This window comes from Thauera sp., from assembly GCF_035444905.1.
Lineage (GTDB): Bacteria > Pseudomonadota > Gammaproteobacteria > Burkholderiales > Rhodocyclaceae > Thauera.
On sequence record NZ_DAOMPS010000001.1, the window covers coordinates 238,448 to 261,910 of the forward strand.

Genomic DNA, 23,463 nt, shown 5'->3' on the forward strand with positions numbered 1-23,463 from the left:
GCTGAAGCGATTCGCGAAGGGCGGTCTGCGGACCGCCCTTTTTTCATGACTGAATATTGCGGAGGGCAGCATGCCCAAGGTCCTGGTCATCAATGGCCCCAATCTCAACCTGCTCGGCACGCGCGAGCCCGAGATCTATGGCGCCACCACGCTCGCCGATGTCGAGGCCGGCTTGCGCGCGCAGGGCGAGGCGCTCGGCGTCGAGGTGCTGTGCTTCCAGAGCAACCATGAGGGCGCGATCGTCGACCGCATCCATGCCGCGCGCGGCGAGGGTGTCGGCTGGATCCTGATCAACCCGGGCGCCTACACCCATACCAGCGTGGCGATCCGCGATGCGCTCGCGGGGGTGGCGATTCCCTTCGTCGAGGTGCACATCTCCAACGTGCACCGGCGCGAATCCTTCCGCCACCACTCCTACCTGTCCGACGTCGCCGAGGCGGTCATGGCCGGCTTCGGCACCCAGGGCTATGGCCTCGCGCTGCAGTTCATCGCGTCCCGCTGCTGAGACTGCGTGCCGGCGGCGAGCCGCAAAACCTTGTCGCAAATTGCCTTGTTGCATCGCGGGGAAATGCGCCCTGGTGCGCTAACAGGCGTTTGTTACACGCGTATTATCCGCACTCCAGACTTCACTCCGGAGTGCCGCCGTGTCCGCGTCCGCAAGCCGTGCCCCCGCCAAGCCCGAGCCTCAGCCCGAGTCGCTGCCCATTGCGGCGGGTGCGACGCGCGCGCGCGCAGGGTTGCGCCAGGTGCGCGAGTGGGGCTGTGCGCTCGGCCTGGTGGCCGCCTGGTATGCGCTCGCGCAATGGGCGATCGCCCACTTCCTGGGCGTGGCGCCGCGCCAGGACGCCTGGCTGCGTGACCTCTCAGCGCACCTGCTGATCGGCGGCCTGCTGTTCCTGATGGCGCGCAGCGTGGCGCGCTTCGGGGTGGCGATGGTCGTGCTGTTTTCCGCCTTCACGGTCGGCAATGCGCTCAAGCTTGCGGTGCTGGGCGGGCCGGTGATGCCCGACGACTTCGTCGCCGCAAGAAATCTCTTTCTGTTGCTGGAAGGCTGGCAGCTGTGGGGCAGCGTGGCCATGCTCGCGCTGCCGCTCGTGGCGCTGCTGTGGATGTTCGCCTGGCGCCGTCCGCGCGCCTGGGGTGCGCTCGCCACCGTCATCGCTGGCGTGGCCGCCGTGCTGGCGCAGCCGGCGCCGCTCACCGCCTGGATGGACGCCCGCTTTGGCGACTGGGTGTGGAATCAGCGCGGCAACTACGAGATGCGCGGTCTGCCCATCCATCTGGTGCAGGAGGCGGCGCGCAACCTCGCCCGCCGTGGCGCGGCCCCCCAGATGAACGAGGTCGAGGATGCGCTGACCCTGCTCGGCGCGACCCAGCCCAGCCCCTTCCTGAGGACGGCTGCGGGCCGCCAGGGGCGCGGCGGACGCAATGTGCACATGATCGTGCTCGAATCCTTCTGGGATCCGATGGCCTTGAAGGCCGCCGGGCTGTCGGCGGATCCGCTCGATCCGGCCTTCCGCAGGCTGTGGAAGGCGGCCGGCAATGCCAGGGCGCTGTCGCCGGTGTTCGGCGGCTACACCGCCAATGCCGAGTTCGAGGCCCTGTGCGGCTTCCCGGTCAAGACCGACGCCGTATTCTTCGAAGGCCGCCTGCGCCGCGACGTGCCCTGCCTGCCCCGCCACCTCGGCGAAGCCGGCTACCTCAGCTTCGCCTCGCACCCGAACGCCGCACCGTTCTGGAACCGCATCAATGCTTACCGCCGCATCGGTTTCGAGCACTACTGGTCCGACCGCGACTTCGCGCTCGACGACATGAACCGCGAGTTCCTCAGCGACGCCTCGCTCTATCGCCAGGTGCTCGAACGCGTCGGCCCCGCGCTCGACGGCGCGCAGCCGGTGTTCAACTACGTGCTGACCTACTTCGGCCACCTCGATTACCCGCTCAATGCGCAGCGCCCGCAGGTCATCGACACGAAGACCGACAATGCGCTGGTCAAGGCCTATGCCAACACCGTGTATTACAAGTCGCGCGAACTGATGGCCTTCCTCGGCGCGCTGCGCGAGCGCGACCCGCAGGCCATCATCGTGCTGTTCGGCGATCACCTGCCTTCGCTCGGCTGGAACCACGGCGGCTATGCCGAGTCCGGCCTGCTGGCGCCCAACCGGGAGCAGTTCGACGACCCGATGTTCCGCACCCTGGTATCGACGCCGCTGGTGGTGATCGACGGTACGCGGGGTCCGCTGCGTACCGGCGACCTGCCGATCTACGCGCTGCCGGCGCTGATCCTCGACCTGCTCGGTGACGAGCGCGACACCATGCTGCGCTTTGCCGCGCGCAGCGACGACCCGGTGCGTGTCCGCCCCTTGCCCGGCGTGCATTTCGCCCTCGAGGGCAAGCGCCTGACGGTGTGCCGCAACGGCGAACTGGCAGCGGGCTGCGAGCCGTCGGCTGCCTGGGTCGATGCCATCGATGTGCTCAAGCGCGACCTCTTCAGTGGTGCCCAGCACGCGCTGCAGGCGCCGGCCGACAGGCCGGTGCTGCAGACGGTGGAGTTGGAGGCCGAGGAGGTGGCGGTGGAGGCGGCATTCGATGCGCTGGCCGCAGAGGCAGCGCCGGACGTGTAACGCTCGCCTGCCTCCCGCTCAGGGGTTGCAGACAGCGGGTGCCGGCAACGGTGTTGGCCGAGTCGCGGCCCTGTACAGGCGCCCGTTCGGCCCTGGGGCAAGGAGAGTCCGCAAGGGGGGCGCATGCTGGCCGGTGCCACCCCTTGCGCGCGAATGGGATGCTCAGAAGAAGCGGTAGCTGTAGTCCAGATAGATACGGTGATCGGTGTTGTCCTCGAGCACGCCATCCACCCTGCCAACCTTGTCCGAGGTATACCGCAGGTAGCGGTAGCGCAGGTTGAGGCCTTTCACCAGCGGGATCTGATACCGCGCGTCGACCTCGAACTCGTTCTCGTCGGCCCTCCCGAGCGTGCCGACGTGGCTGTTGCGGGCTCCCGTTCCATTCTTGTATTTCACCGTGGTTCGTAGCCCGTTGATGTAGTCCTTCCAGTTGTAGCTGGCCCGCACCATCCAGACCGTCTCGTCGTTGTTCGTCATGTCTGCGAGCACACCACCGGTCGGGAAGGGGTTCATGCCGTGGTCCCCGGCAAAGTTGTCCTCGATCCAGGCCCCATCGAACTTTGCCAGCGCTGCGCCAAGGGCAAGGTTGCCGAACGACCAGTCGACATCGACATACACGCCGCGACCGTCGTTGTCGCTGCGTGCTCCCGCCGGGAACCTGTCCTCGTCGTCCAGTTCCGCACTTTCCGAGCCGCTGATGAAGAGGCTCCCGGCGTCGCGCGAGGTGTGCACCCCGCCGGTGAGCTTGAGCTTCTGTTTCTCCGCCAGCGAGAAGGTGTAGGACCCGACCAAGCCCATCTTGGTCAGGAAGTCCTTTGAGTTCAGGTACTCGAACTCGACGGCGACCGGGCCACTCTTGTACTCGGCGCCGAGCACCGCGACGTGGTCGATGGCCCCTTGTGCGGATCGGTCGGTGGCGAAGCGCTCGAAGTCCGATTGGGCGCGGCGCGACCAGCGGTCGTAGATCGCGCCGTGCAGCGTCAGCCCCTTCATCGGTGTCACGACCGCGCTGCCGCCCGAATAGGTATTGGGCACGGCCCGGCTGTTCGAACTGGTCAGTAGCATCGAGTCATGGAGTTGTCGGCCGAGCTTCAGTTCGAGGAGGTCCCGATGCTTGAGCTTGACGAAGGCTTGCGCAATCTGCCCGAAAGTGTCGTGAAACTCTCCGTCGCCGCCGACGGACAGGACATCGGTCGTGACCAGGCCGGAGGATGCCAGGCGGGTCACGCTGAAGCCGGAAACGCCGAAACCGATCGCGTCGGCGAAATAGGGCGACTCGTAGTTGAGCTGCAGGCCCAGTGCGGACTGGGTTCGATCTCGGGATGAGGTCTCGAAGCTGCGGTCGAAGTGGACGCCGCGGACCTTCAGTTCGAGTTTGTGCGGGCTTTCTTCGCCCGCCTGGGCCAGCGCCGGCATCAGTGCGCTTGCGACGAGCGCGGCCAGCGCCTTGGCAGTCGGTTTCGTTTTCATTGCTCCTCCTTGATGGACGGGTTCCGCCCCTTTGCGGTGGGGGGAAGGGTTTGCGCGCGCGGGCTTCGCGATCACTTGCGCGGTCGCGTGCTGCGTCGCGGATTCGAGTATGGTGATCGCGTTGAAATGCGGGAAATGCAAAACTGGAGGCGATTAATGCGCGAGATGGAGTTCGTGGGGCACCGTCCGAAACCCTGCCGGCGACGTCATCCGGTCATCTCGTGTGCCGTGCTCAGGCCGCCCTGCCGTGATCCAGGAGCGGAACATGGACGACGCCGCGGAAAAGCCTCCTCGCGGTTCGGACGAGTCCTGCCGAGACGAAGACCGGGTCGGCGGCCGTGGAGGTTGCAGCCGCCTGCATGCGGATGTCGAGTTTCCCGGCGGGCTGTTCGATGGTCACCAGGGTGGGATCCCCGGGGTTGAAACGTGCCAGCCGGTGGACGACCGTACCGGGCATGCTCGCCGCGGCGGCAAGGCACAACGCACCGGTGACCGCGTAGGCCGAATGGCAATTCCACGGTGTGAAGTAGCGCGACGCCACGACACCGTCGTGCTGAGGCGGCGCAACCAGTGCGATCTTTGGAAGCACCTTGTCGCGAACGTCGCCGAGACCCGCCATCAACGCCACCTGCAGGCGAATGGATTCCAGCCGTGATTTCAGTCCGTCATCGGCATCGAGTTCGCGCTTGCTTTCGTAGCCGGTCTTTCCAAGTGCGGCCGCGGCGACGAAGACGAGCGGGGTGGAGAAGTCGAGACAGGACACCTCGATGCCGTCGATGAGGTCCGATCGTTGCCCGGTCGGGAACAGGCGGCCGGTCTTTGCGCCAGCCGCATCGAGAAAATTCAGCACGATGGGGGCGCCACTTCCTGGCACGCCGTCGATGCGGGCATTGCCTTCGTAGCGGACCTTGCCGCCCGGCGTCTGGATCACCGCCTCGACCACCTTGGCGGTGTTGAGGTTGAGGATGCGCAGCGTCGTCACCGGATCGACGGCCGGCACCAGTCCGTTCTCGAGCGCGAAGGGGCCCACGCCGGAGAGCATGTTGCCGCAGTTCGGCGTGGTGTCCACGGTCGATGTCTCCACCGACACTTGGGCGAACAGGTACTCGATATCGATGCCCGGCCGCGACGAGGTGTTCACAATGACGACCTTGCTGGTCAGCGTGTCGCCGCCGCCGATGCCGTCGATCTGGCGTGCGTGGGGCGACCCCATCACCGCCAGCAGGACGCGGTCGCGTTCGTCCGGGTCCGCAGGAAGATCGGCGGCGTGAAAATAGGGGCCCTTGGATGTGCCGCCGCGCATCAGGGTGCAGGGAATGCTCTTCAACATGGCCACTTCCTTCAAGTTCAATGTCTGTGCGGCATTCTGGAAGTTTGCGACAGAGACAGGAAATGAATAGAAGGGGCGGATTAGTGCGCAACAGGCAATAAACTGGCGAGGTTGATCAGGGGGCGCTTGCGGCCCTGCAACTGAGTCTCGATGAACAGCCGCACATGGCCGAAGGCCTCGCGGAAGCTGGCCTCATAGTGGTCCGCATTCACTCGCTCTGACTGCGGGGGGAACAGGATCGCCGGGTGGCCGCGGTAGGCGGCGACGGTCGCAGGTTCGTCCTCATGCACGTCGAGCGCCGCCGCACCCGGGCGTCCGCGGCCGAGGGCCGCGAGCAGGGCCCCGGGGGCCAGAAGCTCAGGGTGACTGGTGTTGACCAGCAGCGCGTCCGCTCTCATCGCCGCCAGGTCGGATTCGCCAATCAGATGAAGGGTCTCGCGTCTTGGCGGCAGGTGCAGGCTCAGCACGTCGACGGCACCAAGGAAGGCGCGGCGCTTGCCGATGAAGCGATAGCCGGCTGCTCGTGCTGCGCGCCGCGACTGCTCGCCGCCATGTACCAGCACCTGCATGCCAAAGGCGTGGCCGATCGCCGCCACGCGCGCGCCGACGCGCCCCAGCGCCCACACGCCGAGCGTGCGGCCATGCAGTGTGCGACCCAGGCGCTCGCCCCTCGGAGCCGGGCTGCCTTGCCGCCCGTGGTCGCATGGCCGTTGTACCGCGAACGGAACGAGGCGCCGAGAGGCGGCCAGAATGAGGGTCCAGGTGAGCTCGCTTGCGACGACAGGGTCGCCGCGTGCAATCTGAACCTCAATGCCGCGACGGCGGCAGGCATCGACGTCGATCTGGCTAGCCCGGTGTCCGATCACGACGATCAGCTTCAGCTCGGGCACGGCGTCGAGGGTGCGCACGGTGATCCGGGTACGCTCGCGGACCAGGATTGCGCAAGCGCTGCCGCGCAGCGCGGCGATCAGCTCTGTCTCGTCTGCGATGCGCTGTGAATGCACCTGCAGGGTCACCGGCAGGCCTTCCAGAACGTTCAGCGCCGCAAGATTGCAGACCACGCCGTGCTCGTCGTCCAGCACGGTGATCTTCATGACTGCACTGGCGCGTACGTCCGCCGCCATCCCCGGTGCCTGACGCACGAGTCGTCCGTGCGTGCCATCACTCGCTTCCTATGCCCACGCGGTTCGGGCGACGCTTCTCGATCGCCCACTTGAGCATCGCCGCACTGCGATAGAAGCCGTGAGCGAACTTGCCGTAGGGCATGGTCAGGAACAGCGCCATCACCACGCCGAGATGCACCGCAAGCAAGAGCCCCATCGCGCTGCCATCGCGCCCGGCGAGCAGGGCGAGGCCGCTCAGGCTGGTGAGAAAGAGCAAGGCGATGAAGCCGCGGTCCATCTGCTTCTGCGCGGCGTCGCCGTGCGCCGGGTGGCGCTTGAGGTTGAGCCAGAACAGCCCGGCAGGGCCGATCAGGAGACCGATGCCGCCCACGGTGCCGAGCACCACCGGCAGGCTGGTCATCGCGTACGGTGCCTCCCAGCCAAATGCATAGTGGTAGAGCGTGGCCACGCTGGTGGCGGCGAAGCACAGCATGAAGCCGTAGAAGCTCAGGTGGTGAAAGCGCCGGCGCAACAAGGTATTGGCGTCGTCCGCGTTGGGGCAGCCGCCGCCGTGACCGCCGTCGAGGTATTTCAGCCGCAGCACGTCATTGGTGGTTTCGGCGACTGCCGCGCTGCTCACCAGGCCGGCCTCGCCAGGCGAGATTTCGCGCCAGAAGCGCGCCACGCCGATGCCAAGCGCCAGCACTGCGATCACGAACACCGGCGCGAACATCGAAACCAGCAGGTTGTGCGGGAAGATCGAGTAGAAGTCGCCCGCGACCGGCTCATGGAACAGGCTGCCCTGCATCACCAGCGCCAGCACGAGGAACAGCGCCAGTCCACTGGCGAGCGCCAGTGCTACGGTCAGGCCGTTGTTACGGTAGAGCGCGCCGAAGCCGGACGGCCAGGCATAGTCCGAGTAGGTTTGCGCGCGCACCCGCGCCATCGCCTGCGGCACATTGACCGCGAACTCGTGCGGCGGTGCGTACTGACAGGCATGCAGGCAGGCGCCGCAGTTGTGGCACAGGTTGGCCAGGTAGTGGATGTCGGCGGTGCCGAACTCGAGCCGTCTCGTCATCGCCGGGAACACTGCACAGAAGCCTTCGCAGTAGCGGCAGGCGTTGCAGATCGTCATGATGCGGTCGACGTCGGCCTCGCTGTCGGCCGTCGGCTTCGGCGCCAGCGGCCGCACACGCCCTTCGGCCAGGTCGGCGGCCTCCCGGGCCAGGATCTCAAGCTGCGACATGGCGAACTCCCTGCTGCAAGGCTGCGGCTGCGGCGTGGGCGCCGGCGATACGGCCGAATGCGGTGCCGATGGTCATTCCGACCCCGGCGGTATAGCCCTTGCCGAGCACATTGCCGGCCATCATCTCGCCGGCGACGAAGAGGTTGCGGCTCGGCTCACCGGCGAAATGAACCGCCGACCGTTCGTTCACCTTGAGTCCGAGATAGGTGAAGGTGATGCCCGGCTTGAGCGCATAGCCGCGGAAGGGCGGGGTGTCGATCGGCAAGGCCCAGTGGGTCTTGGCCGGTGCGAGACCTTCGGTATGGCAGTCGTCGAGCACGGTATGGTCGAAACTGCCGACCCGGCAGGCAGCGTTGTAGTCGCGCACGGTGCGCACGAGGGCGGTCTCGTCGAGGCCGAGCTGGCGTTCGAGTCCCTCGAGGCTGTCGGCCTGCGCCCCTGGGAAGACCGGGGGCATGAAGCGGCCGTTGGCCTTCGCATCGATGATCGAGTAGCCGACCTGGCCCGGCTGCTGCGCCACCAGTCGGCCCCATATCGCGTAGCGCTTGGGCCAGAAATCCTCGCCTTCATCGTAAAAGCGTTGCGCATCCCTGTTCACCACGATGCCCAGCGACACGCAGTCGATCCGCGTGCAGATGCCGCCATCGTAGAGCGGGGCGCGTGCATCGACCGCGACGCAGTGCGACTGGGAGGGATCGCCGACCATGTCGGCGCCGGCCTCCATCATGAACTTGAGCAGCACACCCCGATTGAAACGGGTGCCGCGGATGGCGAAGTTGTCGGCCGGCCATTCGCCATCGGCGTTCTGGCCCCATGCCTCGCGCAGCCACTCGCGGTTCGACTCGAAGCCGCCTGCCGCCAGCACGCAGGCGCGCGCGGCGATCCGCTCGCCGCCGACCCAGGCGGCGAGAAACTCGCCATCGGCGAGTTCGAGCCGATCGACCGGCGCGTCGTAGCGGATACGCACGCCGAGCGCTTCCGCGCTTCGGTAATAGGCATTGACCAGCGCCTTGCCGCCGCCCATGAAGAAGGCGTTGGTGCGCGACAGATGCAGGGTGCCCGACAGGGACGGCTGGAAATGGACGCCGTGCCGGCGCATCCAGTCGCGACAGCGGGCGGATTCGCGGATCGCGAGGCGGGCAAGTTTCTCGTCGGTGATGCCGCCCGTGACCTTCTTCAGGTCCTGCCAGAACTCTTCCTCCGGGTAGGCGTCGGTGAGGACGTCCTGCGGCGCATCGTGCATGCAGCGCAGATTGCGCGTGTGGCTGGAGTTGCCACCGCGCCATTCGCGTGGGGCGGCTTCGAGCATCAGCACCGAGGCGCCCGCTTCACGTGCCACCAGGGCGGCGCACAGGGCGGCATTGCCGCCGCCGATCACGAGCACATCGACCGTGCCGGTTTGTTGATGTTTCATCTTTCTCGGCTCCTTTCGAGAGCGGTCCTGATCACGGGCAAAGCCGCCGGTTCGTCGTTCCTGGGCAATGCCCGGATTCAGTTGCTGCTCAGAACCGCCACCTGCTCCAGCTCATCGGTCGCCTCAGCCGACCGCGGCGCCGGCGCTCCGCGAGGTGCAGCCCGGTCCGCGTCGCGCTCGGCGGTGAGCGCTCCGCACGGGACGGGGCAGTCGAGCTGCAGGTGCTCGATCCACTGCGGGACGATCCCGTTTGTGCCCGTCATCGCCGGCCTCGCTGCGCACGCGCCAACACCTTGTCCACCATCACCCCGGCCTGGCCAAGGTAGTTGGCCGGGTCACACAGCCGTGCCAGTGCAGCGCGATCGAGATGGACGTTGATCTCCGGGTGTTCGGCAAGGATGTCGAGCAGCGGGCGGTCGGTGCTGATCGCCTCGCGGCACAGGTCATAGACGAGATCGTGCGCATACTCGCGGCCGATATAGGGTCCGAGTCCCATCATCACCGCCTCTGACATCACCAGACCCTTGGTCAGCTCGATGTTGCGACGCATGTTGCCTGCATCGACCTCCAGCCCTTCGAGCACGAAGCGGGTCTGCTTCAGCGCGCCGGCGAGCAGGCAGAAGGCCTCCGGCAACGCGATCCACTCGATCTCCCACGGGCCGGTGGAGCGTTCGTGATCGGCGATCATCGCGTCCATCAACGCGGCGGCATGCTGGCGCACCACCGACACGGCGGCGTGGATGTAGCAGCTCGAGATCGGATTGCGCTTCTGCGGCATCGTGCTGCTGGAGCCGCGGCCGGGGGCGAAGGGCTCATACACCTCGGCCACCTCGTGCTGCATCATCAGCTTGACGTCCATCGCGATCTTGCCCAGCGAGCCGCCGACCAGGCCGAGGAAGGCACCGACCTCGGCGATGGTGTCGCGCACCGTGTGCCAGGCGATGTCCGGCTGGGCCAGGCCGAGTTCGGCCATCAGCCCGGCCTGGGTTTCCATCGCACCTTTCTCGATCGAGGCCAGGGTGCCGCAAGCGCCGCCGAATTCGCCCATCAGCACGCGCGGCCGAAGTTGAGCGAGGCGCTCGCGGTGACGCTCGATGCCGGCGAGGATGGCTGCAGTCTTGAAGCCGAAGGTGACCGGGATCGCCTGTTGCAGGTTGCTGCGCCCGATCACCGGGGTATCGCGGTAGCGCCGCGACAGCTCGGCCAGGGCTGCGGAGATCGCCGCCAGCTCGCCGTCGATGATCTCCAGGCCCTCGCGGATCTGCATCACGGTGGCGGTGTCGGTGATGTCCTGGGTGGTCGCGCCCCAGTGGCAGTATTCGCCGAGCTTGTCGCGGCAGAGCGCGTTGAGCTGCGACACCACGCCGAGCACCGGGTAGCCGATGCGCTCGGTCTGCGCGCGCAGCTTGTCCATGTCGATCTTATCGATGTCGCAATTGCGCACGATCTCGTCGGCCGCTTCCTGCGGGATGATGCCGAGCCGGCCCTGGACGATGGCCAGCGCGCGCTCGATGTCGAGGTACTTCTCGGTGCGGTTGCGGTCGGACCACACCGCGCGCATCGCGTCGGTGCTGAAGATGTTGCCGAAGATGCTGGAGTCGATGATGCTGGCGCCCATGATGGATGCTCCTGATTGAGTTGGATGAGTGGTATTCGTCGTGGTTGCGGGTTCAGTCCGCCGTGCCGGCGGCGCAGCGCGCGAGGATGGCCTCGGCCCTGAGCACCACCGGTCGGTCGATCATCTTTCCGTCGACCTGGGCAGCACCGTCGGAGCTGGCGGCCACCGCCAGCACGCGCTCGGCCCAGGCTCGCTCTTCCGGCGTCGGCCGGAGTGCGGCGTGGATCACCGCCACCTGTTTCGGGTGGATGCACAGCTTGGCGCCGAAGCCGAAGGCGCGTGCAAAGGCGAGGTCGGCGCGGATGCGGGCCTCGTCGTCGATCGCTGGGGTGACGCCGGCGACCGGGCTGGCCAGCTCCGCGCAGCGCGAGGCGATCGCGATCCGGCTGGCGGGGTAGATCAGGCCGGCGTCGTCACCCGACAACGCGAGGTCGACGCCGTAGTCGAGCGTGCCGAAGACCAGCCGCAGCACGCCGTCGGCGGCCGCGATCTCGTCGACCTTGCATACCCCGCGTGCGGTCTCGATCAGCGGCAGGACGCGCGCACGTCGATCCACGGCGCCCCGCACCTGATCGATCTGCGCCTGCCACTCGGTCTTCGGCAGCATGACCTGGCTGATGGCGGTGGACTTGAGCAAGGCAAGATCGTCGGCGAACCAGGGCGACTGCGCATCGTTGATGCGCACGACGATCCGCTGCGCCTGCTCGGCATGAAGTGCAAACCAGTCGGCGATCGCGTCGCGGGCGCGGGCCTTGTCGGCGGGGCTGACCGCATCCTCGAGGTCGAGGACGATCGCATCCGCCCCGGCGGCAAGCGCCTTGTCGAAGCGTTCGGGCCGGTTGCCCGGCACGAAGAGATAGGTGATTGGCATCTGCATGGTGGATCTCCAGACGGATCAGATGACGCCGGCGTGCTTGAGCTCGGCGATGCGGTCGGCCGGATAGCCCAGGCTGGCGAGGATCGCGGCGCTGTGCTCGCCCAGCGCCGGCACCGGATCCATGCGCGGCTCGCACTCCTCCCACGAGCCCGGCGGCAGCAGGGCCGGGATCGGGCCCACCGCCGTACCCACTTCGCGCCAGCGCTTGCGCGCCTGGAGCTGGGGGTGAGCCCAGACTGCATGCATGTCGTTGACGTGGGCATTGGCGATCTGGGCGCTCTCGAGGCGCTCGATGACCTGCTCGGCGGTGAGTTCGGCGAAGGCCTCGACGATGATCCGGCGCAGCTCGTCGCGTGCTGCGGAACGCTTCGAATTGCTGGAGAAACGCTCCTCACGCGCCAGCGCAGGCTGCAGCAGGACCTTGTCGCAGAACGCAGCCCATTCGCGCTCGTTCTGCAGGCCGAGCATCACGACCTTGCCGTCTCCGGCCGGGAACGGGCCGTAGGGATAGATGGTGGCGTGGCTGGCGCCGGTGCGGCGTGGCGGGGGTGCGCCGTCGAAGGCGTAGTAGAGCGGATAGGTGGTCCACTCGACCAGGCTCTCGAGCATCGAGATGTCGAGGTGCTGGCCGCGGCCGGTCTTCTGGCGCTGCAGCAGCGCCGCCAGGATGCTGCTGTAGGCGTACATGCCGGCGGAGATGTCGGCGATCGACGGCCCCGCCTTCGACGGCTCGTCCTCGGTGCCGGTCACCGACAGGAAGCCGGACTCGCTCTGGATCAGCAGGTCGTAGGCTTTCTTGTCGCGGTAAGGGCCATCGCTGCCGTAGCCGGAGATGTCGCACACGATGATCTCCGGCTTGAGCGCCGACAGCGCCGCATACGACAGGCCGAGCCGGGCCGCGGCACCGGGGGCGAGGTTCTGCACCACGATGTCGGCCTCCTCGACGATCAGGCGCTTGAGGATGGTCTGCGCTTCCGCGTCCTTGACGTCGAGCGTCAGGCTCTCCTTCGAGCGGTTGGTCCACACGAAGTGCGAGGCCAGGCCGCGCACGCGCTCGTCGTAGCCGCGGGCGAAGTCGCCCACGCCCGGGCGCTCGACCTTGATCACGCGGGCGCCGAGATCCGCCAGCTGGCGGGTGGCGAAGGGCGCGGCGATGGCGTGCTCGAGGGTGACGACGGTGATGCCTGCCAGGGGTCTCATTGCATGTTCCTCACTTGATCACCGCGGTGGCTTCCATCGTCAGCCAGCCCTCGTGGTCCTTCGCCCACAGGCGGATGGTCTTGCCGTCGGCCTGCGGCTCGCCGCAGACGAAGAAGTGGTTGATGTCGAACACCGGGCGCACGGCGCGGAACGCGTAGCGCACGACTTCGGCTTCCGGCATCTGGTGGCGCAACAGGTCGAGCAGGAGGGTCGCGATCATCGGCCCGTGCACCACCAGGCCGGGATAGCCCTCGACCTCGGTCACATACTTGCGGTCGTAGTGGATGCGGTGGCCGTTGAAGGTCAGCGCCGAGTAGCGGAACAGCAGCACGTCGTCCGGTATCCAGCGTTTCTCCCAGGTCGCGCTGGCCGGGGCCGCCGTGGGTGGCGGCGCGACGTCCTCGGGCCTGGGTGCCTCGCGGTAGACGATGTCGTGGAACTCGGTGAGCGCGAGGTCGGCTTCGCCGCTGCGGCGGACCTCGTGGCGCACCTTGACGAATACCAGCGGGCCGCTGCGGCCGGTCTTCTCGGTGACGTCGTGGATGGTCGAGGTGCGCGTCATCGCGTCGCCGATCGCGAGCGGCTTGTGGAACTCGAACTGGCTGCCGGCCCACATCCGCCGCGGCAGCGGCACCGGGGGCAGGAAGCCGCCGCGCTTGGCGTGGCCGTCGGCGCCGATCTCCGACTGGCGATGCAGCGGCAGGAAGTACAGCCAGTGCCACAGGGCGGGCAGCGGCGTGCCGACAGGGGGGCGTTCGGCGGGACGATCGAAGGTCGCCGACAGGGCGGCATAGGGGGTCGCGGTGGCGATGTCGGAGACGTCCTCCGAGCGGCCGATCCAGTCCTTGAGATTCATGTGTTGTTTCCTCGCAAGTGCGTTGGGGGAAGACGGACGACTTGCTCCGCCGTCCCCCTTCGCTGAAGGGGGCGGGTGGAGGCGGGCCGTGTGGGTAAGGGCTTGGGCGCGGGTCTCAGCCGTAGCGGCAGGGGGCTACTTCAGCGGCCACGGTAGCTCGATGTAGTGCTGCAGCAGGCCGGCGGGAAAATCCAGCGTCAGGAAGTGGCCCAGAATGCTCATGAAGCCGACCGACAGCGCGGTGTAGATCAGGCTGCGCAGGACGCCGAGCCGTGTGCGGGCAAGCAGGAAGGTGGTGATGAAGATGCTGACCGCGATGATGAAACCGACCAGTGCCGTCATCCCGAAGAGCATCACGAACCACCCGACCGAGGGCCAGATGCTGGTGCCGTCGTGAGTTCCCTGCGCGCGCGCAGCCAGCTCCTGGTCAAAGTGAGCCGAGTGTCCTGTCCGTCCCACTGCCAGCATCATCACGATGTAGGCGGTGAAGCCGACCATCAACGCAGCCGTGTAGAAGGGGAATACCGAGCCCAGGAAGGACAATGGGGCACTGTTCAGTACGCCGTAGATGAAGGTCGCCAGCAGCAGCACGGCAAACACGATCTGCGGACGACGCTCTGCTGCCGACCCACCACCGAGCGCTGGCTGCTGGAGCTCCTCGCCGCGCGGGTTCTTCTCCACCGCGCCCTCTTCCGAGACGCGGCTGCGCAGCGCCAGCAGTGTCGACACAATGGCGAGGGCGCCAATGATCAGCACGCCGGGGCGCTGAACGAAGCTCCAGCCGTAGAACTGAAGGGCCTGGTAGAGATAGTTCTCGACCTGGCTGGACAGTACGAAGCCGATCAGGAAGGCCGGCCGCGGCCAGCCGAAGCGACGCAGGAAGATGCCGACGATGCCGATCGCGAAGAGCACCAGCAGATCGGTCAGATCGCGCCGGGCCTGGAAGGCCGCGAAGCAGATCACCATGATCATGAAGGGCGCGATCAGGTTGAACGGGACGAAGGTCAGACGGGCGATGGGCACCGCGAGGAAGAAGCAGATGACAGCGCCGATGATGCTGGAGAACGCCAGCGTCCACGCAATGGTGTAGGTCAGGCTGAGGTCGCCGGTGACCATCGACGGACCGGGCTGCATGCCCAGCAGCACCATGCCGCCGAGGAACACAGCCATGCTCCCGGAGCCCGGGATGCCGAACAGCAGCGTCGGCATCAGCGCACCGCCCTGGAGGGCGTTGTTGGCCGATTCCGGCGCGATAACGCCGCGGATCTCGCCCTTGCCGAAGCCGGAGGGGTCTTTGGTCGTCTGCGCCGCATGCCCATAGGCGATCCAGTCCACGACACCGCCGCCAAGTCCGGGGATGGCGCCGATGAAGGTGCCCAAGGCCGAGCAGCGCAGGGCGAGGAACCAGTTGCTGAACGTGTCCCTGACACCCTGCAGCCAGCCGGAGCCGAGTCCGCCGGCCGAAGCGATGGGGCGGGAGCGGCGGATCAACTCGGCGATCTCGGGGATTGCGAACAGGCCCAGGCCGACGATGACCAGCGGAATGCCGTCCTGCAGGTACTCCAGGCCGAGGTCGAAGCGGCTCTCGCCGGTGGCGGGCGCTGCACCGATGGCGCCGACCATCAGGCCCAGGCCGCAGGCGACGACCCCGCGCACGATGCTCTGCCCGGCCAGCACGCCCACCACCGACAGTCCGAGTAGGGCGAACATGAACAGTTCGGCGGTCGTGAATGACAGGATCAGTGGCTTGGCGACGACGACAAAGCCGGTGAGCATGACGGCGCCGAATACCCCGCCCAGCAGCGAGGCGGAGAAGGCAGCGCTCAGGGCCCGTGCCGCCTGGCCCTTCTTGGCGAGCGGAAAGCCGTCAAGCACGGTCGCCTGGCTGGCGCTCGAGCCGGGAATGCCCATCAGGACCGAGGTGAAGGTGTCGCCGGTCGGAATGACGGCGACCATCCCCACCAGCATCGCCAGGGCCGACACCGGGTCCATGCCGTAGATGAAGGGCATCAGTAGTGACATGCCGGCGATGCCGCCCAGGCCGGGCAGGATGCCGACGCACAGGCCGACGACGATGCCCAGCAGCATGAACGCGAAGTGCTCGACGGCGAGCAGGCCCACTAGGGCGCTTTGCATGGCTTCAAGCATTTGAGACTCCATTTGGTTTGGCCGTCGAGCGGCCGGGCTCAGGTGTGAGCCAGCCAGGGGCGGCGTTCGCGTTGCGCAGAACTCGAACGCTGGCCCTCGATGCCGTGTGGAATTGGCTTAGAAGCGGGTGTTGTAATCTTTCTCGAGGACCGCCCTCACCCAGTCCCTTGCCTCAGGGGCGATCGTCGTGCCGGCAGCGAACAAGGCCTCGGCGACGCCGTCGGTGACCTGCTCATAGCCGCCCAGGGCGTCGTCCTTGCTTGCCTGGTAGTCGGGGTCCAGCCGCATCTGCCGCACCGCGGCCCTGTAGGCCTCGACGATCGGCTGCGGTGTGGCCTTGGGCAGCACCATCAGCTTCTGTGCCGGGAACCCGGCAATCAGCAGTGCCCTGAAGGCCTCCCACTCGATGCCGGCGGGCGGCTTTCCGGTGACGATCTCGATGGCTTCGCCCACATGGGGCAGATCCGGAAAGTTGGCGTCGCGAACAAGATTGCCGGCATCGTCGAGCATGCCCATGGTGAAGAGCGGGATCGCCTTGCCTTCCTGCACCATGCCCAGTGAGCTCTTCAAATAGGCAGAGGTCGTCTGGAAGTCGATGTTGGCCTCGCCGCGCTCGAAGGCGAGGCGGCCTTCGCCTCGGCTCTTCATGCCGAAGACATGGTGGACGTCAAGGCCGAGGAGGCGGAAGGCGAGGAGGGGGACGAGGTCCAGCGTGGTCGCGCCCTGGCTGCCGTACACCAGGCGTTGGCCCTTGAGCTGGCCGAGATCGGCGAGCGACTTCACGCCCAGGTTGGTGTTGATGTAGGTCACGCCGCCGGTGGGTGCAGCCAGGACCACCTGCCAGTCCTTGTACTCGAACCTCACCCGCGGGTCGCCGAGCAGATAGGGGAACTGGGTTGACGCCGAGGTGCCGAGCAGGCTCAGGCCGTCTGCCTTGGCGCGTGCCGCGAACTGATTGGCGCCGGTGATCGAGCCACCACCCGGGAGGTTCTTGACGACCACGGTGGGATTGCCCGGCAGGTACTTTCCAAGAAACGGTGCGTTGAAGCGCGCCCAGGTGTCGGAGCCTCCGCCGACGCCGAAGGGTACGATGAACTCGATGGTCTTCTTGCTGAAGTCTGCCGTCTCCGCCCGAACCGGGGTGGAAGCCGCGACCGTGGCGGTCGCGAGCGCAACCGAGAGGCCGATGAAGTTGCTGCGGCCGAGCATTTTTCTGATGGTCATGATGTCTCCTCGTAATGCCAAGTTAGTTGGTGCCGGTGTGTCGTGCTGCATTGAATGCGCGGGGCGTTAATCCTCGCGGGCCGGTCGGCGGCCCCGTGGGTGGGCGGGCCAGGCTCATCGGTTCTTTCTCCTATGCTGTAGATGAAATCGGGCTGTCAGAACGTTCGGCGTTGTGCCGGATTGGACCTGGCGGCCGAGGCCGGGCCGGGGGCGCTCGAGTCAGGGGCATTCGCGACGGATACCGAGCCACTCAGCAGGGGGCGGGCCGAGGTCACCAGCGCCCCACCGCTGATCCGGGCCGTGGCGCGTATCGGGTCGATGGCGAGTTCGAGCCGGCAGTGCATGGTTCCACTCGGGTGCTCGATGACCACGCTGCAGGGGTCGTCGACATCGAGCTCGGCGAGCTCCTCGGCGACCGTGTCGGTGGTGTGGCAAGCGGCGGCGAGTGCGAGGGCGCCCGATGCCGCGTGTGCCGGATGGCAACTGGCGGGAACGAAGTAGCGAGAGGTGATCGTGCCGCCCTGACGCGGGTTCGAGATCAGCGCGATCTTCGGGATGCCTTGGTCGGGCGCGTCGTCCAGTCCCATCAGGCGCGCCGCGGCCAATCGAATGCTCTCGAGTCGCTCCAGCAGTGCCTTGTCCTGATCGAGTTCCTGCGGCGTCTCGCGCCCGGTCCTGCCAAGCGCTGCAGCCGGCACGAACACGATCGGAATGGCAAAGTCGATGCAGCTCACCTGCACGCCGTCGATGAGGTCGCGTGCCCTGCCGGTTGGAAGCAGCTTCCCGGTCTTGGCGCCGGCCGGCTCGAGGAATCGAAGCCGGATCGGTGCGCTCGAGCCGGGAACGCCGTCGAGCTGGAAGTCTCCGCTGTAATTCACCCGGCCGTGGGGGGTCTGGATCGTCGCCTCGACCAGCTTGTTGCTGTTGATGTTGAGGATGCGAACGGTCGTGCTCGGATGCGAAGCGCGGACCAATCCATGCTCGAGGGCGAAGGGGCCGACCGCCGCGAGCATGTTGCCACTGTTCGACAGTGCCTCGACCATGCCGCGCGCCACCGATACCTGGGCAAAAAGGTACTCGACGTCTGCCAGCGGTGAGCGCGACGGCGCGACGATGACGACCTTGCTGCTGAGGTCATTGCCGCCGCCCATGCCGTCGATCTGACGCAGGTCGGGCGAACCCATCGCCGCCAGCAGAAGCCGGTCGCGCATGGTCGCATCGGTAGGGAGGTCCTGGGCGAGGAAGAACAGACCCTTGGAGGAGCCGCCACGCATCAGGACGCACGGAATGTCATTCACTACCTGTCTCCTTGTTGCATGGGTGTTTGATGTCTGAGGCAATGGTAGTCATCCTGGTGGCCTGAAAGAAATGCAATAAATGACCGGTTTATTGCAGTACAGGCATAATGGTTCAGTTCATCGAGCAAGCGCGCATGAGGGAGGTGGTTCGTGAAGATCGACTTCGACGGCATCCAGGCCTTTGTCGTGATTGCCGAGCTCGGCGGATTCAGCAAGGCGGCCGAGCACCTGCACGTGACCCAGACCGCGCTTACCCGCCGGCTGCAGAAGCTGGAGTCGTACCTGGGCCTGCGGCTGCTCGACCGCACGACGCGCTACGTCGAGCTGACCCCGGTGGGGCGGGATTTTCTGCCTCAGGCAAAGGCGATCGTGGGGGAGATGACCATTGCCGTGGGACGCCTCAAGGACATGTCCAAGCATGGCCGGGGCAGCTTCACGCTCGCCTGCGTGCCGTCGATGGCCTCACACGTGTTGCCTGAGGCCATCCGGCGTTACGCGAGGCTGCACCCGGGCAACCGCATCCGGCTCATCGATACGAGCGCATTCGAGGTCCGCGATGCGGTGCTTCATGGTCAAGCCGAGCTCGGTATCGGCATCCCGACGGATCGTCATCCGGACCTGGTTGAGGCGCTCTTGTTCGAGGAGCCGCTCATGTTCTTCTGTCGCGAGGAACATCCATTGAGCCGCCGGACGGCGGTCACCTGGGCGGACATGCGCGAGGCAGAGCTGATCGTGGTCAGCAGCATGACGGCGACGCGCATCTTCATGGACTACCAACTCGCCAAGCGCGGAATCAGCCTGAATGGCGCCTATGAGGTCCAGCATCATGCGACGGCGGTCAGCCTTGTTGCGGCGGGTGTTGGTACCGCGATCCTTCCCGCGTCCACCCTGGAGGAGGGCGCGCGGCCGGGCGTCTGCCGCATCCCGCTCACCGGGCCGGTGGTGAAGCGCAAGGTCGCACTGATCCGGCGCCATAACGCCACCCTCTCGCCGGCGGCCAACGCCTTCCTCGAGCTCTTGATGGAAGGGGTTTCGTCGCGGACCGGGTGACGTCACACGGTATGACGGGCGCTCAGCGCAGCTGCGCCCCCGCCAGCTCCCCCAGCGTCATCAGCGCGTGCACATGGCGGTCGCTGAAGGGGTAGCAGCCCGACAGGCGCAGGTGGCGGGTGTAGCGGCCCGAGGGCGAGTACAGCTTGCCGGGCGTCATGCCGATGCCCCGGCGCAGGGCAAGATCGAACAGGCGGTTGGTGTCGCAGCCCTCGGGTAGCTCCACCCACACCAGGAAGCCGCCGCTGGGCTGGGTGGCGCGCGTGCCGGGCGGGAAGGCGTCGTGGATCAGGCCGCGCAGGCGCTCGGTCTGCGCGGCATAGGTGCGGCGCAGGCGGCGGATGTGCTGGGCGTAGCCGCCGCTCTCGAGGAAGCGCCCGATGGCCTCGCCGAGCAGGGCGGGCTGGGCCACCGACGAGCAGAACTTGAGCTCGGCCAGCTCGCGGCCGAAGCGTCCGCCCTCCATCCAGCCCACGCGCATGCCGGGCGCCAGCGTCTTGGTGTAGGACGCGCACACGATGATCCAGCCGTCGCGGTCGAAGGCCTTCGCCGTCGGCTGCAGCGGCGTGCTGAACTGCAGCTCGGCGTAGAGCACATCCTCGATCACCGGCACCTTGTAGCTGCGCGCCAGGTTGGCCAGCCGGCGCTTGTTGGCCGGGCTCATGCTGGTGCCCAGCGGGTTGTGCACGGTGGGCATGGTCACCACCACCTGCAGCCGGCCTTCCGACAGCAGCAGCTCCAGCGCATCGAGCGACAGGCCGCCTTCGGGATGGGTGGGGATCTCGATCGCCTTCAGGCCGAGGCGGTCGAGCAGCGGGATCAGGTTGAAATAGGTCGGCGACTCCAGGCCCACCGTGTCGCCGGCCTGGGTGGTGGCGCGCAGCGCCAGTTGCAGGGCCTCCATGCAGCCGTTGGTGAGCAGGATGGCGTCGGGCTGCAGCTGCATGCCGAGCTCGGTGGCGTGGCGGCAGATCTCGCGGCGCAGCAGCAGCGGGCCGGGCGGCAGCGAATAGTCGGTGAGCAGCTCGGGGTGGCGGCGGGTGAGGTCGGCGACGATGCGGCCGAGCTTCTCGCCGGGATAGAAGTCGCTGCCCTTGGGGCAGGCGAGCGACAGGTCGATGGTGTCGGGCCGGGACTGAGCGGCGAGCACGCTGGTGATGCGGCTCAGCACCGTGCTCTCGGCGGCGATCGCCGAGCTCGGCTCGGTGTCGGCCGCCTGCGGGGCCGGCGGCACGGCGAGCTGGGAGCGCACGAAGTAGCCGGACTGCGGGCGCGCGTCGACCAGGCCCTGGGCCTCAAGCTGGCGGTAGGCGGCCAGCACCGTGTTGATGCTGATGCCGCGGCTGGTTGCCGCCTCGCGCACCGAGGGCAGGCGGGCGCCGGCGACCAGCCGCCCGTCGCGGATCGCTTCGCGCAGTTCTTCGGTGAGCGCCTGGTAGAGCGGGGCGCTTTGGGGGGCCGGGGTCGCAACAGGGGGCACAGTGGGCGCGTCCTTGGAGGGTTACAGCTGCTTGGTTAAATGGACTGTATCCACTATAAACCTGTTTATCTGGATCTGTAACCTTCGTGCCGCGCTTCGTATAGTGATCTCCCGAAGCCCCTCGAGGAGAACGCCATGATCGACCTGCCGCTGATGACCTACGTCGCCACGATGTCCGTGACGCCGGGGCCCAACAACATCATGCTCGCTGCATCCGGGGTCAATTTCGGCTTCCGCCGCACGCTGCCGCACCTGCTCGGCGTCAGTGTCGGCAACAGCGTGCAGGTGCTGATCGTCGCCAGTGGCCTGGCCTGGGTGATGGCCTGGCTCGACGCCCTGCGCCTGCCGCTGGTGGTGGTGGGTTGCGCTTATCTGCTGTGGCTGGCGCTGCGCCAGGCGCGCGCGGGCCAGCCAGGGCGTGACGGGCGGGTCGAGCCGCTCGGCTTCGTCGCCGCGGCGCTGTTCCAGTGGGTGAACCCGAAGGCGTGGATGATGGTGCTCAACATCGCCATCCTGTTCCTGCCGCGCGACGCCGACTGGATGACGGCCGCCGGGCTGGCGCTGTTGTGCATGTCGGTCAACCTGCCCTGCATCACCGTGTGGGCCGTCGCCGGTGCGCGCCTGCGGACCTGGCTGCAGCAGCCGGCCGCGCTGATGGTCTTCAACTACACGATGGCGGCGCTGCTCGCCGCGACCGCGCTGTGGATCGGCGCGGACGAGGCGAGTGCGCTGCTGTAGGCCTACTGCTTCTGCACGATCGCGCTGCCGCCGCCGTGGCGCAGCGGTTCGCTGACCGCGGTGACGGTGCCATCGGCATTGAAGCGGATGCCGTTGGCGGCGCCGATCTGGTCGGTTTCACGCCATTGGTGGCCCATCGCCTCGAGCGCCTGCGCCTGTTCGCTGCCGGGGAACTGCAGCAGCGTCTCGACCAGGGTGGTGTCGCCATTGCGCTGGCTCATGCGCGGGGCGGCGAGCGCATCGGCCAGGCTCATGCCGAGGTCGATGTGGTTGACGATGGTCTGCAGCGCGGTGGTGATGATGGTGGAGCCGCCCGGCGAGCCGATGGTGAAGGCGGGCGCGCCGTCCTTCAACACGATGGTCGGGCTCATGCTCGAGCGCGGGCGCTTGAAGGCTTCGGGCAGATTGGGGTGGGGGCCGCTGAAGTCGAAGTCGGTGAGCTCGTTGTTGAGCAGGAAGCCGCGCCCGGGCACGACGATGCCGCTGCCGCCCCAGTCCTCGATGGTGAAGGTGTAGGCGACGACGTTGCCCTCGCGGTCCGACACCGCCAGATGGGTGGTGTGCATCGACTCCTGCGCCAGCGGCCTCGGCGTGGGGCGCAGCGGCACCGACAGGTCGTTCTGGAAGGCGTAGGGGTCCCCTTGCGCCACCTTGCCGGGCGCGGCCGCGGCGCTGATCAGGCCGGCGCGCTCGCGTGCGTAGTCCTTGGACAACAAGCCCTCGAAGGGCACGTCGGTGAAGGCCTCGTCGGCCACATAGGCATTGCGGTCGGCGAAGGCGAGGCGCGAGGCTTCCAGGTACAGGTGCTCGATCTCGGCGCGCGACTTGCCGCTGAGGTCGAAGCTTTCCATGATGTTCAGGGCCTGGGCGATGGCGATGCCGCCGCTCGAGGGCGTAGGCATGCCGAGGATCTCGTAGCCGCGGTAGGTCGAGCGGATCGGCTGGCGTAGCCGCGCCTCGTAATCCTTGAGGTCGGCCATCGTCAGACTGCCGGGGATGACCTCGACGCCCGGATTGGCGGGCGGGTGGTTCACCGCCGCCACCATGCTGGCCGCGATCGGCCCCTCGTAGAAGGCCTTCACGCCCCCGCGGGCGATGTCGCGGTAGGTCTGCGCCAGCTCGGGGTTGCGATGCAGGCTGCCCACCGGCAGCGCCTTGCCGTCCTGCAGGTAGAGCGCGGCGGCGGTCGAGAAGCGCGCGAACTTGGCTTCGTTGGCGGTGTTGATGCGGTGGAAGTTGGGCCCGACCTCGAAGCCTTCCTCGGCGACGCGGATCGCCGGCGCCAGCACCTTGTCGAAGCCCATCGTGCCGTAGCGCGTCAGCGCCTCGTGCCAGCCGCGCACGGTGCCGGGCACGCCCACCGACAGGCCGTTGGGCACGGTCGCCTTCCAGTCCATCTCGCTGCCGTCGGCGTTCAGGAACACGCCGGGGTGGAAGCTGGCGGGGGCGACCTCGCGGTGGTCGATGGCGATGACCCGGCGGTCCCTGGCCGAGTAGATCAGCATGAAGCCGCCGCCGCCGATGCCGCAGCTGAACGGATCGGTGACGCCGAGCGTGGCCGCGGCGGCGACCGCAGCGTCGACGGCGTTGCCGCCGGCGTTCAGGATCTGCATCGCCGCCAGGCTGGCTTCGTGCGAGATGGTGGCGACCGCGCCGCCGTGTCCGGTGTCGACCGGCTGCTTCGCCCAGGCGCCAAAGGCGGCCATCATGACCGCGGTGGCGAGAATCGTGCGTGTTCTCATGGTGCTCTCCGTCATGCAGGGGCCATGACGTTAGCACCGTGCGGG

At 67.4% G+C, this 23,463-nt stretch carries 18 protein-coding genes; 4 read left to right on the forward strand and 14 right to left on the reverse strand.

All coding sequences use genetic code 11. The features are described 5' to 3' along the window. The first annotated feature begins 70 nt into the window (after positions 1–70). Both aroQ and PLC66_RS01095 read left to right on the forward strand, forming a co-directional pair. Entirely contained in the window at positions 71–505 is a 435-nt protein-coding gene (aroQ, locus tag PLC66_RS01090) for a type II 3-dehydroquinate dehydratase (protein ID WP_324537030.1), read from the forward strand. A 139-nt stretch (positions 506–644) separates the two neighbouring features. After that, a complete protein-coding gene (locus PLC66_RS01095) occupies positions 645–2,624 on the forward strand; it encodes an LTA synthase family protein (protein WP_324537032.1) in 1,980 nt (659 codons plus the stop codon). A 162-nt stretch (positions 2,625–2,786) separates the two neighbouring features. Here PLC66_RS01095 and PLC66_RS01100 read toward each other — a convergent pair whose 3' ends face one another. The 12 genes from PLC66_RS01100 to PLC66_RS01155 form a co-directional block, all read right to left on the reverse strand. After that, on the reverse strand, positions 2,787–4,094 hold the full coding sequence (locus tag PLC66_RS01100) for an OprD family outer membrane porin (protein ID WP_324537034.1): 1,308 nt from the start codon (positions 4,092–4,094) through the stop codon (positions 2,787–2,789). A 232-nt stretch (positions 4,095–4,326) separates the two neighbouring features. Beyond that, positions 4,327–5,424, reverse strand: a complete 1,098-nt coding sequence (locus tag PLC66_RS01105; RefSeq protein WP_324537036.1) for a 4-oxalomesaconate tautomerase — start codon at positions 5,422–5,424, stop codon at positions 4,327–4,329. A gap of 80 nt (positions 5,425–5,504) precedes the next feature. Further along, positions 5,505–6,518, reverse strand: coding sequence for an NAD(P)-dependent oxidoreductase (locus tag PLC66_RS01110; protein ID WP_324537038.1), 1,014 nt, complete (start codon positions 6,516–6,518; stop codon positions 5,505–5,507). A 67-nt stretch (positions 6,519–6,585) separates the two neighbouring features. After that, complete coding sequence (gene tcuB, locus PLC66_RS01115) at positions 6,586–7,773, reverse strand: tricarballylate utilization 4Fe-4S protein TcuB (protein ID WP_324537040.1); 1,188 nt, start codon at positions 7,771–7,773, stop codon at positions 6,586–6,588. Continuing rightward, entirely contained in the window at positions 7,760–9,187 is a 1,428-nt protein-coding gene (gene tcuA / locus PLC66_RS01120; protein ID WP_324537041.1) for an FAD-dependent tricarballylate dehydrogenase TcuA, read from the reverse strand. Before tcuA ends, tcuB begins: the two co-directional genes overlap by 14 nt. 259 nt (positions 9,188–9,446) lie before the next feature. Next, positions 9,447–10,805, reverse strand: a complete 1,359-nt coding sequence (locus PLC66_RS01125) for a class-II fumarase/aspartase family protein (protein WP_324537044.1) — start codon at positions 10,803–10,805, stop codon at positions 9,447–9,449. Positions 10,806–10,857: 52 nt separating this feature from the next. Continuing rightward, the gene (locus tag PLC66_RS01130) at positions 10,858–11,682 is read right to left on the reverse strand and encodes an HpcH/HpaI aldolase/citrate lyase family protein (RefSeq protein ID WP_324537046.1); all 825 of its coding nucleotides are present in this window, start codon (positions 11,680–11,682) and stop codon (positions 10,858–10,860) included. Positions 11,683–11,700: 18 nt separating this feature from the next. Further along, positions 11,701–12,882: a CaiB/BaiF CoA transferase family protein gene (locus PLC66_RS01135; RefSeq protein WP_324537048.1), complete on the reverse strand. Its 1,182-nt coding sequence runs from the start codon at positions 12,880–12,882 to the stop codon at positions 11,701–11,703. Between the two features lie 10 nt (positions 12,883–12,892). After that, positions 12,893–13,738 carry an HTD2 family dehydratase gene (locus PLC66_RS01140; RefSeq protein ID WP_324537050.1) on the reverse strand — a complete coding sequence of 282 codons (846 nt, stop codon included), beginning with the start codon at positions 13,736–13,738 and terminating at the stop codon, positions 12,893–12,895. Positions 13,739–13,873: 135 nt separating this feature from the next. Continuing rightward, the gene (locus PLC66_RS01145) at positions 13,874–15,886 is read right to left on the reverse strand and encodes a tripartite tricarboxylate transporter permease (protein ID WP_324537052.1); all 2,013 of its coding nucleotides are present in this window, start codon (positions 15,884–15,886) and stop codon (positions 13,874–13,876) included. 117 nt (positions 15,887–16,003) lie between these two features. Beyond that, positions 16,004–17,110 carry a Bug family tripartite tricarboxylate transporter substrate binding protein gene (locus tag PLC66_RS01150; RefSeq protein ID WP_324537054.1) on the reverse strand — a complete coding sequence of 369 codons (1,107 nt, stop codon included), beginning with the start codon at positions 17,108–17,110 and terminating at the stop codon, positions 16,004–16,006. Between the two features lie 155 nt (positions 17,111–17,265). After that, positions 17,266–18,408 carry a 4-oxalomesaconate tautomerase gene (locus PLC66_RS01155; protein ID WP_324537056.1) on the reverse strand — a complete coding sequence of 381 codons (1,143 nt, stop codon included), beginning with the start codon at positions 18,406–18,408 and terminating at the stop codon, positions 17,266–17,268. Between the two features lie 150 nt (positions 18,409–18,558). On the opposite strand from PLC66_RS01155, the gene PLC66_RS01160 reads away from it, so the two are divergent. Next, the gene (locus PLC66_RS01160; protein ID WP_324537058.1) at positions 18,559–19,458 is read left to right on the forward strand and encodes a LysR family transcriptional regulator; all 900 of its coding nucleotides are present in this window, start codon (positions 18,559–18,561) and stop codon (positions 19,456–19,458) included. Between the two features lie 22 nt (positions 19,459–19,480). On the opposite strand, the gene PLC66_RS01165 is transcribed toward PLC66_RS01160, so the two are convergent. Then, on the reverse strand, positions 19,481–20,938 hold the full coding sequence (locus PLC66_RS01165) for an aminotransferase-like domain-containing protein (protein ID WP_324537060.1): 1,458 nt from the start codon (positions 20,936–20,938) through the stop codon (positions 19,481–19,483). Between the two features lie 135 nt (positions 20,939–21,073). Between PLC66_RS01165 and PLC66_RS01170 the strand changes: the two genes are divergently transcribed. Beyond that, the gene (locus PLC66_RS01170; RefSeq protein WP_324537061.1) at positions 21,074–21,676 is read left to right on the forward strand and encodes a LysE family translocator; all 603 of its coding nucleotides are present in this window, start codon (positions 21,074–21,076) and stop codon (positions 21,674–21,676) included. Between the two features lie 2 nt (positions 21,677–21,678). Here PLC66_RS01170 and ggt read toward each other — a convergent pair whose 3' ends face one another. Then, on the reverse strand, positions 21,679–23,418 hold the full coding sequence (gene ggt, locus PLC66_RS01175; RefSeq protein WP_324537063.1) for a gamma-glutamyltransferase: 1,740 nt from the start codon (positions 23,416–23,418) through the stop codon (positions 21,679–21,681). Positions 23,419–23,463: the final 45 nt, after the last annotated feature.

Coding starts and splice junctions, on each gene's coding strand:
- aroQ (WP_324537030.1), top strand. CDS start 71: ATGCCCAAGGTCCTGGTCATCAATGGCCCCAATCTCAACCTGCTCGGC.
- PLC66_RS01170 (WP_324537061.1), top strand. CDS start 21,074: ATGATCGACCTGCCGCTGATGACCTACGTCGCCACGATGTCCGTGACG.
- PLC66_RS01110 (WP_324537038.1), bottom strand. CDS start 6,518: ATGAAGATCACCGTGCTGGACGACGAGCACGGCGTGGTCTGCAATCTT.
- PLC66_RS01100 (WP_324537034.1), bottom strand. CDS start 4,094: ATGAAAACGAAACCGACTGCCAAGGCGCTGGCCGCGCTCGTCGCAAGC.
- PLC66_RS01105 (WP_324537036.1), bottom strand. CDS start 5,424: ATGTTGAAGAGCATTCCCTGCACCCTGATGCGCGGCGGCACATCCAAG.
- ggt (WP_324537063.1), bottom strand. CDS start 23,418: ATGAGAACACGCACGATTCTCGCCACCGCGGTCATGATGGCCGCCTTT.
- tcuB (WP_324537040.1), bottom strand. CDS start 7,773: ATGTCGCAGCTTGAGATCCTGGCCCGGGAGGCCGCCGACCTGGCCGAA.
- tcuA (WP_324537041.1), bottom strand. CDS start 9,187: ATGAAACATCAACAAACCGGCACGGTCGATGTGCTCGTGATCGGCGGC.
- PLC66_RS01135 (WP_324537048.1), bottom strand. CDS start 12,882: ATGAGACCCCTGGCAGGCATCACCGTCGTCACCCTCGAGCACGCCATC.
- PLC66_RS01145 (WP_324537052.1), bottom strand. CDS start 15,886: ATGCTTGAAGCCATGCAAAGCGCCCTAGTGGGCCTGCTCGCCGTCGAG.
- PLC66_RS01140 (WP_324537050.1), bottom strand. CDS start 13,738: ATGAATCTCAAGGACTGGATCGGCCGCTCGGAGGACGTCTCCGACATC.
- PLC66_RS01150 (WP_324537054.1), bottom strand. CDS start 17,110: ATGACCATCAGAAAAATGCTCGGCCGCAGCAACTTCATCGGCCTCTCG.
- PLC66_RS01125 (WP_324537044.1), bottom strand. CDS start 10,805: ATGGGCGCCAGCATCATCGACTCCAGCATCTTCGGCAACATCTTCAGC.
- PLC66_RS01130 (WP_324537046.1), bottom strand. CDS start 11,682: ATGCAGATGCCAATCACCTATCTCTTCGTGCCGGGCAACCGGCCCGAA.